This is a genomic window from Rhodopirellula sp. JB055 (assembly GCF_043100905.1).
Taxonomy (GTDB): domain Bacteria; phylum Planctomycetota; class Planctomycetia; order Pirellulales; family Pirellulaceae; genus Rhodopirellula.
Genome location: NZ_JBICHO010000363.1, coordinates 1 through 11602, shown reverse-complemented (window position 1 = coordinate 11602; position 11602 = coordinate 1). Strand labels below are relative to the sequence as shown.

Genomic DNA, 11602 nt, shown 5'->3' with positions numbered 1-11602 from the left:
CCTTGGTCACTCGCTGGGACATTCGGGCTTGGAAAGGTCCGGCCGAATGCGTGGAGCGATCGACGCCGTGTTGGACTGGCTGCGTGAATCGGTGATGGGGCGGTGCGTCGATGGGGCGATCCGTTGGCGTTACTTGTTTTTGGGAAGCCTGGCTGGCTTGTTCGTGGCATCGTTGGCGTTGGTCGTCAGCGGCATTGTTCCCTTTCAAGGCTTTCCCACGACCGAAGGCGAAATTGTCGAAGCCCGCATCTTGTTGCCTCAAGGCACGCCGATCGAGCGGACCGAAAAGATCGTCCAGCGAATCACGACTGGACTGGAAGAAGTCAACAAAGAATTCACGCCGGACCAACCCGACGGTCGCGAACTGGTTGAAACCGTTCAGGTGCAATTCGGAACCAACGCAGACGCGTTCGAATCGGGTTCGCACGTGGCAACCATCACGGCCGATTTGTTGAGCCCCGAAAACCGATCAACTCGGATCGACGCGGTGGTTCAGGCGTGGCGTGAAGAGGTCGGTAACCTACCAGATGCGATCAGTGTCACGTACGGCGAAGCGGCGTTTGGACCAGCGGGGCGACCGATCGAAATCCGCTTTCAAAGCGACAGTCTTCACGACGCCAAAGCGGCCGCGCAACAGGGCTTGGCGTTCTTTGACCAGTACCAAGGCGTTTACAACTTGACCGATGATTTGCGTCCGGGCAAACAGGAATATCGCATCCGTTTGGATGAGGGCGCCGTGGGGCTTGGGTTGGATGTGACCACGATCGCCGACCAAGTTCGCGCGGCGTTCCAAGGCACGGTCGCCGATGAAATCCAAGTCGGCACGGAGGCTTATGAAATCGAAGCGCGTTTGAAAACGTCGGACCGAGACAGCCTGGCGGACTTTGCTGACTTTCATGTGGTCTTGGCCGATGGCAGTCATGTGCCGTTGTCGGCGGTAGCCAAAGTGGACGTCACCACGGGCTGGTCTCGGATCGCGAGGCTGAACGGTCGTCGCACCGTGACGTTGATCGGCGAAGTCGACACGCGAGTGGCCAACACGGCGGCGCTGATGGGTTTGTTTCGTCGCGAGGCGATCCCCGAAATTGAAAAGCAACATCCCAACGTTCGCGTTCAGATCGAAGGTGAATCGCAAGAGTCAGCCGAAACGGGGAGCTCCATGTTGCAAGCGTTCGTGCTGGGATTGATCGGTGTGTTTGCGATTTTGAGCTATCAGTTTGAAAGCTGGGCGGAACCGTTGATCGTGATGGCAGCGATCCCGATGGCGTTGATCGGCGTGATTTGGGGACACCTGATCACGGGCAACTCGCTATCGATCCCCAGCGTGTTGGGTTTTGTGTCGCTGGCCGGCGTGGTCGTGAACGATTCGATTCTACTGGTGTTGTTTTTGAAACAAGAACGCACCGAGGGAACAGACGTGATTGAATCGGCACGACAAGCCAGTCGGCTTCGCTTCCGCGCGATCTTGCTGACGTCGGCCACAACGATCGCCGGCCTAACTCCGCTGTTGTTCGAAACCAGCCGCCAATCTCAGGTGTTGATCCCGCTGGCCGTCAGCGTGTGCTTCGGCCTGCTGGCATCCACGGTCCTCGTGCTGATCGCCCTCCCCGCTGCCTACGTCGTGTTGGCCGACCTAGGTTTAGTGGCCAAAGTAGACGAGCCAGCCTCCCACACGTAGCGAAGTCTCTCCCAGACTTTGAATCACAAAACGCCAACTTGCAAAGCCCACCGACATCCGCAAGGAGAAGCATCGCCCGGCAATGCAAGTTCAACCAAGTCCCCATCAGCCGATCCTGCGCCGCCTTGCGAAGCGCGGTTGGTAGTGGACGAGGCGACGAGTCCTCCATTCACAAATCACGCAAGGGGATTTCTTGCGTCATCCACTACGATTCAATCCGAACGCCACGTTGAACTGAAGTGCTAATCGACCAATAAGTCGATCGTCGTCCCGTCTGCGGTGGTGGCGTCCATTCTGCTGTAGTCCCAACTTCCATCGGCTTTCGTTCCGATCACGTGAACCGTCGCTGATCCGTTTGGTCCGCTGACTGAATAATTTAAATCCGCTTCGCCATCATCATTGTTGAGATTGATGTTTCCTTGAACGAGTGCGGAGGCCTCGATCGGATCGCCGATCACGGACTGCAATTCGACGTTGGATTGGGCTCTGGCGAGAGACTCGGTGTAGGGCTCACTCGATTTGATCATCGCAAAGACACCGAAGATCCCGGTTCCAATCAGACCGCCGCAAACCAACAAGGCGACCAGGCAACCACCACCCAAACCAAGCAGGATACAGCCCGTGTTAGACCTCTTGGGTTCGGTGTACGCGGGTTGGGGTTGGATCGGAGCCTGGGCTTGTATCGGATCGACGATTGGCGATTGAGACATCAGTAGACTGCAAGGTGAACGAAGGAGCGGGCTGGTAGGAAGAATTTGGTTGGCAGAAGCATAGGTTGATTCATTGTCCTATTGGGGCGCGCAAAAACAAACGGAACAAAAACCTTCCGACCAACCTCTTCCCGCAACATAACCGAGAAGAAAAGACGTGGCATAGGTTTCCACCTGTGTTCCTCGCAATCACAGACTGGAAGCTAATGCCATCATTTCAGTTGGACGCTTCTTCTTCGCTCGGCCCCAGAAAGGACGGGGGTCTTTGTGCAGTAGTCGGGACCGAACGGCAGTAGCCGGCATGGGTTTGGTTAGGCAGACGGTGCATGCACGGCGGTACACGCAGAAGTGTTTTGCGTGTTTCGTGGTAGACAATAGGTTGAGCCCTGGACCGGATCGAAGCTGTACCGGCCAATCGCCGTTCGACCTCCCCTCGCTTTGCTCGGGCCACACAGGGGAAGGGTGATGACAAGCGATTGGCAACACAGCACTTCAAAACTGCGCGACCTCCGCAGCGGGAGGGGTCGGAAAGCGAGCGTTCAGCGAGATTTCCCGAGGGAGGGCAATCCGCGCCGCTTCCCATGCCCGGCCCTCACCATCGCGTACGCCTGAACGGCGTCGCTCGAATTCTCCTCAAACTGCGTTTCAGGAGAGGTGCGCCGCGTGAAAACGCGTCAAAACGCAGCCTCAGAAAACGGCACGAGCTCCTGGAGCGGGAAAATGAGGCGGGCAAATCAATTGGGCCGGAGGCACTTATCAATGATCATGATCATGGTGGTGTTCAACGAGCTCCCAGGCTGGAATCGGATCTTCGAACAGAGCCCACGCCTCGGGTCCAGACTCAAACTCCTCGTCAGTCAGCAAGCAGCGATCAAGCCTCTCCCTGAATTCCGCTTCATCCAGATGGTGTCCAATGACGACCAATTCTTGGCGACGATCTCCGAACGGTTCTTGTGATATCTCAGAGACGTACTGATGCAACTCTGGATCGTCCGGCAACTCCTCATCGGACAACGCACACCACCACGCTCCAGAGCACTGCAGCGACCCGAGCCGACCGGCTTGTTGCCACAGTCCGGCAAGCTCCATCCGGGTTGCCAGCCACACGCTTCCTTTGGAACGAACCGCACCTTTGAAACCTCCCTTGGAAAAGAACTCATGAAACCGAGCCGGATGGAATGGGCGCCGTGATTCGAAGATGAATGATTCGAAGCCATACCTTTCCGCATCCACATCCATTCCTTCGCCGGGGCTTTCCAACCAATTCGGCAACGTGTCCGCCCATTCCTCTGTGAACAATCCAGTGTTAAGGATCTCCTTCAGATCAACTTTTCCATACGACGCCTCCAAAAGCTTGGCTTGTGGGTTGAAACTGCCAATCATCTGTCGCAACATGCCGCGTTGTTCGTCGCTGAGCAAATCGATCTTGTTGATGACGATGACGTTCGCAAACTCGATTTGATTGACCAGCAATTGCGGGACATCACGGTCATCGCCTTCGCTCATGCCAAGGTTGCGATCACGAAGATCATCAATCGAATTGAAGTCTTCTAAAAAATTGACGCCGTCAACCACAGTCACCAGTGTGTCCAGTTTCGCTGCGTTGCTCAGGCTGCGGCCATCTTCATCTTCATAGATAAAAGTCTCTGCAACGGGCAGTGGTTCCGAGATGCCCGTCGACTCGATCAACAAGTAATCGAAGCGTCCTTCGACTGCGAGCCGTCCGACTTCCTGAAGCAGATCCTCGCGTAGCGTGCAGCAAATGCAACCGCTGGATAGCTCGATCAGCTTTTCCTCGGCACGGTTCAGGCTGGCACTTCCACCTTTGACAAGTTGGGAGTCGATGTTGATCTCGCTCATGTCGTTAACGACCAACGCGACTTTCAGCCCTTCGCGGTTGTTGAGGACGTGACTCAACAACGTCGTCTTGCCAGCACCAAGAAAACCGGAAAGCACGGTCACCGGGATTCTTGCTTCGACTTCCTGGTTCGTCTGCAGAGCCTTCAGGATCGACAGCGTGGGGCCACTCTTGCTTTCTGATTCGTTCATCTAAATTAAACCTTTTCGTTTTCGCTGAATCGCGGCAATCCCGGACCTTCCGGCCAACCTTTTTGCAAAACACTTGCATCTGCCATTGACGAACTGGATCCATTCGCCTATTTCTCACAGTCATTGCACTCAGGCATTTAATGCGTGTTCCCGTCGCGTGTAAATAGCCTGACGTCAGACGCTTCCTCTCCCACCGAATCCAGGACGTTCTCATGCCGACAATTGTGAACCGAAACAACTGCCTATCAATCTGCGTCTTTCTAATGATTGCTTTGCTTTCGTCCTCGCAGTCGCAGGCTGAAGACAAGCCCCTGGTCGCGACGACAATCACCGTCGGCGAAATGTGCGGCGGTTGCGTCAAACAGATCACCGCTCACTTTGGCAAAATCAAGGAAGTTGCGAAGATCAACTGCGATATCAAAACGAGAACCGTTGTGCTCTACCCTGCCAAGGACATTCGTTTCAGCCCGGTAAAGCTCTGGGCGACGATGGAAAGCATTGGCAAGAAGCCGCAAAAACTGGTCGGGCCCGACGGAACATTCACGTCCAAACCCACCAAGAAGTAACGCGCCCGGTGGTTCCGTGATAAAGCAGGACCAGAAAAGAAACGACAGACAGCGAAGCAGGAATTGAATCGAAATTCTCGGCGGATGAAACAACGTTTTTGTCAGGTCGCATTCATGGCACACGGCCAAGCTCGGCCATCACATTGGTTTTCCACCGTGACATTTCCGACTTCATGCGTTTCACGATGTCGGGATTTTGATGCGCCAAGTCGGTTGTTTCGCTGGCATCATTGGCGATGTCATAGAGTTTGTCGCCCTTTTCCGTTGAGATGAGTTTGTATCGTTGCTCCATCCACACGGCTTCCTTGCCATCGCGATGAAGGAATCCCAGCGGCTTTCGCCGGACGTCCTGAGCCCCCGTCACGAAAGGCAACAGACTGGTTCCGTCATAGATACGATCCGTTGGAAGCTTGATCCCAGCCGCATCGAGGATGGTGGGGAAATAGTCGGATGTGAAGCAAGGAGCATCAATCACCTGAGCCGAATTCACTTTGTCGGGCCAAACCAGCAAACCGGGGACACGAATGCCCCCTTCGTTCATTGAAAGTTTGTAGCCCTTCAGATCCTTTGCCGAACCCACATGTCGCGGCGAGCCTTGTCGCGCGGGTCCGTTATCGGAGCAGAAAAAGAGCACGGTGTTGTCGGACACACCGAGTCGTGCCAACTCCGCTCGGAGACGCCCCACTTGCTCATCCATGGCGGTCAAACAAGCGTAGTAGTGCTGCATGGGTTCCGGATGCTCCCGATACATCTGCCGGTACTTTGGACCGCCGACGACGGGCGAATGAGGCGTGTGAAACCAAACCGCAGCAAAAAACGGCTGTTCATTGCCGACCGCATCACGAATGAACGGAATCGCTCGGTCCATCAACACTCGCGAATCGTCACCGCTCGTATTTTCCGTTGCGGTCTGCCCCGGCCCCGTGAAATATTCGTTGCCATAAGCCCGGTTCGAACGAGGAGGCTGCGATCCTTCCTTCGCGGTGATCGGCCCCGGATCCAACAATGGGTTCCACGTGGGAACTTTCGACTCCGTGACAAAACAAACGTCCACGTCACGCTCCCAAGGAGGGCAGTAGTATCGCTCGGGTTGCTTTGCAAACGTCCCCCAACGCTTTTGATCACCCAGTTTTTTCGAAAGGGTCCCTAAATGCCATTTACCAAAATGCCCGGTAGCGTACCCATGGTTCTTGAGGACCGTGGTGATCGGTATCTCGGTCGGTTCTAACATGCCCTTCATTGCGAAGGTCACACCAAACCGATACGGGTTGCGACCGGTGTAGCAACTCGCCCGAGTCGGCGAACACATGGCGGCAGCCGAATAGAAGCGATTGAACGTCACGCCGTCCTTTGCCATCTGATCCAAGTGCGGCGTCTTCAAATGGGGATGCCCGTTGTAGCCAGTGTCCCCCCATCCCTGATCATCCGACATACACAGAATGATGTTAGGAAGATCAGCCGCCAGCGCGGAACTGGCCAGCAGCGTCCAAACTGCAAAGGAGAGCGTTCGCATGTTTCGATTCATGATGCTGTGCCAAAAAAGCGTTTGAGGGACTTCAATTGGTTTCAGTTCGCAGGTCGGGTCGCGGTGAATCGATTTCTTGCATCAAGGTCCGTTTCAGTTCACTGACCTTCTCGGGATGCCCTGACGCCAAATCAAACCGTTCCTCGTTGTCAGCAGAGATATCGTAGAGTTGAAAAATTCCCTTCTTCCGGTCTGCCTCGACGAGTTTGAAACCCTCTCGCGTGATCAAGGCACGACTGCCCATGGCATTGAATTGGTTGTTGATGACGACGAAGTCATGCTGCTGCTCTTGCGGTTGCCCTAACAGCGTTGGCAAATACGAAATGCCATCTTTGCCCTTCGGTGTTTCTTCCCCGACGATATCAGCCAAGGTCGCAAGAAAGTCATAGTGCGAACTCAGCAAATCGGTCTGGCTACCCGGCGAAATCTTCCCCGGCCAACGGACGATCATCGGGCACTGCATTCCTCCCTGATAGCCACTCCGTTTGAGTCCGGCACGGCCTCCGGCACCGTCAAAGACATCCCCACACTCCGACGTACGCCATTTTTTGTCGGTCAAGTTAGCGGGCTCGCCGTTAGGAAGTCGCTGAGCTTTGTAATCCGGTTTGGGACCGTAATAAAGCTCATGCCCATTGTCCGACGTGAACACAACCACGGTCTTGTCATCGATCCCCAGACTGACGAGTTCATCCAGAATCAGCCCCACGTGATCGTCCAGCATTTTGACCATCGAAGCGTACTTCTTTTCCGCTAGCGACATTGTGGGATGGTCCGCGAAATCGGGATGCAGTTCGGGTATCGCGACGGGACCATGAGGCAACTGAGTCGGGTGATACAAAAAGAACGGATGGTCGTGATGCGACCGCAAGTATTTCAGGATTCCCTCAATGAAAACGTTCTGTGAATACGTTGCTCCTCCATAGCCAACTGGCTCGTCTCCCTTTTCACTCGTTTTGCCACAATCAGGAAGCGTGTTCCCGGGCAATTCGAAACGTTCCCCATTTCGCCACAGATAAGGTGGATAGAAACCGTGGCAACGTTGGTGGTCATAGTAGCCTTCATAGAAGTCCCAACCAAAACGTTGAACTCGTTCATGCCAAGTGAGAAAGCCTCGATCAAGCTTCCCAAACTGTGCCGTTTTGTATCCAGCCTGCTGAGCCACCTGTGCCAGGAAGACTTCTTCTTCCGCGATGGGGTACGCATTCGCTTTCAGTTTGGCCAAGCGTTCTTGATATTCCGCTTCGGTGATTTTGCCAGCGTCCCGCCAGATTGGCAGTCCAGCGCGACTCTGTGACCAACCGCCCATACGACCATCGTGCATACCGCTCAACAAGGTCCAACGAGCGGGTGCACAATAAACGCCGCCGTAATAGTTGGTGAACTTCATCCCCTCACGAGCGATACGATCGATGTTCGGCGTCGAAACAACTTCTTGGCCATAGCACCCCAGCATTCCTGGCCCGAGGTCATCGGCAAAAATCAAAACCACATTGGGTTGCTCTGCCGCCTGAACCGCCGAGTGACAAAAGAGAGCAAGGAACAGGGCCAAAAACATTTTCATCATCGTTCTTTCTTAGTCGTGAATCCACGAAGCCAAACACTCCGGGTCATGGTAACGCGATCGCCGGCGAGTCGCATTGCGCCATATTCAACTCCACGGAGATGCGAAACAAGGGCCTCGACTCATCCGTCGTTCGCTATTTGCGAAAGTCCTCACGCACCCCCGTGGCGGACCGCCAAACCGCTCTCAGGCAATCCCGATCAGCGGAACTCCTGACCGATTGGGCAGAACATGAGATTAATCGTGCGACGTCGGCCTCGCATTGTCGAATCGGAGCGTCCGCTTCCTTTTCTCGAAATAGCACGAGCGTCCTGGTCGTTCCTGACGACGTCCGATTTCCGGTGTGTCATCTTCCCTCGAATACTGGCTCTTCCCGGCCCCTGTCTGTGTATTCAAGCGGAAAGCAAGCGACTCACCTTTTCCAAATGCATTCCGAATTCGTTATCTTGGGGAGCATGAATCACACACACGATTGGACCGCTCGGGTTCCCGGTTGGATTTGCTTTCTCTCTGTTACGCTCTTTGCATCCGCCGACTTGGTAGCGGACGAGTCCACCGATATGAACGGTCGGGCGAAGACACCATCTCAACTCGAAAACCGGATCGAGATTCATCCGAACTTGATGTCTGGTGCGGCGCCAGTTGGCGAGGCAGCATTTGCGGAATTGGCTCGCTTAGGAGTCAAAATCGTCGTCAGCGTCGATGGTCAGCGTCCCCAGGTTGAATTGGCTCGAAAACACGGGCTTCGGTACATTCACATCCCCATCGGTTACGACGGGGTGGGAGAAGACGCTTGCAAATCGGCTGCGGCATTGATCCAACAAGTCGATGACCCGATGTATGTGCATTGCCATCATGGCAAGCATCGTGGTCCAGCGATGGCAGCGGTGATTGGCCAAACCGCTGGTTGGCTGAATCGCAATCAGGCGATCAACTTGTTGAAACGCGCCGGCACGGGTTCGCAATACGCTGGGCTCTGGCGCGACGTGGATGGATTCCGTCCCCAACCTGATTCCGCGGCCCTTCCGGAATTGGTTGAGATTGCTGAAATCAGCACGCTTGCATCGCTGATGGTTGAAACATCGTTGCAGTACGAAGTGCTCGTTTCCTCGATGAAGACAAATGATTGGAAAGTCAGTGATGTTCGCCTGCTTCAAGAGGCACTGCGGGAATCACACCGCGTCTGCAACGAAGAGATGCGAGATTGGATGCACGAATCAGTCGGCTTGGTCGGTTCCATGGAATCTCAAGTCCAACGCAAAGACTTCCACGAGTTGCGGAATTCCATGGATCGGTTGAAACAACAATGCAGCCAATGCCACGACCGCTATCGCAATTGATGATTCATTGGCAACGTTGTGTGCACTGATTCGATCATGGCATCACAAATTTGATGCAGTGAATCATCGTCGATGCAAAGTGACGGCGTTGTGTACAAACAGTCGCCAAACGGACGCAACCAGACGCCTCGTTGCACTAACTCATCTTGCACCCGCTGCATGTCCGGTGGGTCTCGAAACTGAATCACTCCAATTGCTCCGAAGCATCGCACGTCAACAACATTGTCGACGTCTCGCAGCACACACAATCGATCTTTCAGAATGGATTCCAATCGACCAACGTCATAAGACATTTCATCGAACAGATCCAACGACGCATTCGCCGCCGAGCAAGCCAACGGATTGGCCATGAAGGTCGGCCCGTGCATCAAAGCCGCACCGGGATCATCATCATAAAACGAATCGAAGACGTCAGTCCTGGCAATTGTGACCGCCATCGACATCGTTCCCGCAGTCAACGCTTTTCCTAAACACAGAATATCCGGGACGACGCGTTGCCCGGCCTCCGTGGTGTGGTCGACGGCAAACATTTCGCCAGTACGGTAAAAGCCGGTCGCGATCTCGTCTGCGATCAGCAGCGTTTCGTGACGCTGGCACGCGTCGCGAATTCGTCGCAATGTTTCGATGTCGTGAAAGCGCATTCCGCCGGCGCCCTGCACCAACGGTTCCACAAAAACTCCGGCAATCAGATCCGAATGTTCCGCCAGCACACGATCCAGCTCTCGTGACGTGGCTTCATCTCGCGGGAGCGCTACATGAAATTGCTTGGTGATCGCGTCGCTGTATCGAGCATGCATGCTGCGTTGCGGATCACACAACGACATCGCGCCCGTGGTGTCGCCATGATACGCGTTGTGAAATGCCAAGAACCGAGTGCGTCCAGGGCGGTTGTGGCGGCGCCAATGCCCAATCGCCATTTTCATCGCGACTTCGACTGCGACCGATCCGCTATCGGAAAAAAAGACGTGATTCAAATCACCCGGCGCCGACTGAGCTAACCGATCCGCCAACCGCTCGGCGGGTTCATGGGTGATCCCGCCGAACATCACATGTGGCATCCGAGCGAGCTGCTCCGTCACCGCGGCTCGGACATGCGGATGATTGTAGCCGTGGCAAGCCGACCACCACGACGCCATGCCGTCAATCCAACGCTCGCCGTTTTCGCCAATCAAATGACAACCGTCCGTCGCCACGACTTTCATTGGCGGCGGCGCGGTCTTCATCTGGCAGTAGGGGCGCCACACTTGATTCATCGTCGGACTGTTACCTCTGGTAGCTTTCGTGTCTTCACGAAGCTCGCAGCTTGGCGGCTTCTTCCTCCAGGGCTTTGATCTCGTCTTCCAATTCCTTCAGTTCATCCAAATCGTCAGCCTGTTCTTTCGAACCGGCCAGCCGAGGACGCAAGGTTTGCAGTTTTTTGTTGATCACGTCCAAACGTTTCTTCGCCTTCTTGTCCATGGTGTCTCCTGCGGGGCAATCAAAATTCCAGCAACGCAACAATGAAGTGCACGACCAAAACATACAGTGTCGTCCACAAGACAGTTGCGGTGATGCAATGGCTGACATCACCGGCTGAATGCTTGGGGGTAATCCCTTGATGGTAACCAATCGCCGCGGTGCCGAAACCACAAAGCAAGTTCTTTGCCAGCACCCAATCCCAACCTTTCCACCATGAGATCCCGGATGCTCCGGTCGTATCGGGCGTGATGGCACGAAAGAAATGTTGTTGCCAGAAATAGACTCCCATTTCGGGATACGTAACGTTGAACGTGATGCGACTGATCCAGTGAGCGGCAGTGAATGCAATCCACTCCAGCACAGGCGTCGCGATCAAAAACGCGGCCAAAATCGGCACCAACAGATACGCAGGTGCACGAATTCCCAACGTTCGAAACGCATCCACCTGCCCGCCGTACTGCTTCACCCCGACGTCCGCCGCCACAGCCGCACCGCAGCGGGCCGCGACCAACACGGTCGCCAAGACCGGGACCAAAATCCGATACAGTGCAAACCCGATCGAAGAAAGCAACTCGTCGATCAACAGCGGCTGGGTGTACAAGCGGAACGGCAAGAAACGCAGCGTGAAATAGGTCGTTGTGAATCCAGCGATCAAGCCAGCAATGATCAGATATCCCCAGGCAGACGGCCCGCCCACCAAACGCAGATAGTGAGC

At 54.9% G+C, this 11602-nt stretch carries 10 protein-coding genes; 3 read left to right on the top strand and 7 right to left on the bottom strand.

Annotated elements, in window-relative coordinates:
* The coding region (locus ACF8AM_RS14550) for an efflux RND transporter permease subunit (RefSeq protein ID WP_392556330.1) at positions 1 to 1678 on the top strand (1678 nt) is incomplete at its 5' end.
* Positions 1679 to 1920: 242 nt separating this feature from the next.
* Here ACF8AM_RS14550 and ACF8AM_RS14545 read toward each other — a convergent pair.
* Positions 1921 to 2388: a cytochrome c oxidase assembly factor 1 family protein gene (locus ACF8AM_RS14545; protein ID WP_392556329.1), complete on the bottom strand. Its 468-nt coding sequence runs from the start codon at positions 2386 to 2388 to the stop codon at positions 1921 to 1923.
* A 756-nt stretch (positions 2389 to 3144) separates the two neighbouring features.
* Positions 3145 to 4437: a CobW family GTP-binding protein gene (locus tag ACF8AM_RS14540; RefSeq protein WP_392556328.1), complete on the bottom strand. Its 1293-nt coding sequence runs from the start codon at positions 4435 to 4437 to the stop codon at positions 3145 to 3147.
* A gap of 212 nt (positions 4438 to 4649) precedes the next feature.
* Between ACF8AM_RS14540 and ACF8AM_RS14535 the strand changes: the two genes are divergently transcribed.
* Positions 4650 to 5003, top strand: a complete 354-nt coding sequence (locus tag ACF8AM_RS14535; RefSeq protein WP_392556327.1) for a cation transporter — start codon at positions 4650 to 4652, stop codon at positions 5001 to 5003.
* A 112-nt stretch (positions 5004 to 5115) separates the two neighbouring features.
* Here ACF8AM_RS14535 and ACF8AM_RS14530 read toward each other — a convergent pair whose 3' ends face one another.
* Together ACF8AM_RS14530 and ACF8AM_RS14525 are read right to left on the bottom strand one after the other, a co-directional pair.
* Positions 5116 to 6516, bottom strand: a complete 1401-nt coding sequence (locus ACF8AM_RS14530) for a sulfatase (RefSeq protein WP_392556326.1) — start codon at positions 6514 to 6516, stop codon at positions 5116 to 5118.
* Between the two features lie 43 nt (positions 6517 to 6559).
* Positions 6560 to 8089 (bottom strand): arylsulfatase, encoded by a 1530-nt coding sequence (locus tag ACF8AM_RS14525; protein WP_392556331.1) that lies wholly within the window; start codon positions 8087 to 8089, stop codon positions 6560 to 6562.
* Positions 8090 to 8544: 455 nt separating this feature from the next.
* On the opposite strand from ACF8AM_RS14525, the gene ACF8AM_RS14520 reads away from it, so the two are divergent.
* Entirely contained in the window at positions 8545 to 9429 is an 885-nt protein-coding gene (locus tag ACF8AM_RS14520; RefSeq protein WP_392556325.1) for a hypothetical protein, read from the top strand.
* On the opposite strand, the gene ACF8AM_RS14515 is transcribed toward ACF8AM_RS14520, so the two are convergent.
* From ACF8AM_RS14515 to ACF8AM_RS14505, 3 genes are all read right to left on the bottom strand, one after another.
* Positions 9417 to 10682: an adenosylmethionine--8-amino-7-oxononanoate transaminase gene (locus ACF8AM_RS14515; RefSeq protein WP_392556324.1), complete on the bottom strand. Its 1266-nt coding sequence runs from the start codon at positions 10680 to 10682 to the stop codon at positions 9417 to 9419. The two genes, ACF8AM_RS14520 and ACF8AM_RS14515, sit on opposite strands and share 13 nt — an antisense overlap.
* Positions 10683 to 10716: 34 nt before the next feature.
* Positions 10717 to 10887, bottom strand: coding sequence for a hypothetical protein (locus tag ACF8AM_RS14510; protein WP_392556323.1), 171 nt, complete (start codon positions 10885 to 10887; stop codon positions 10717 to 10719).
* A gap of 19 nt (positions 10888 to 10906) precedes the next feature.
* On the bottom strand, positions 10907 to 11602 hold a 696-nt coding region (locus tag ACF8AM_RS14505; RefSeq protein WP_392556322.1), incomplete at its 5' end, for an ABC transporter permease.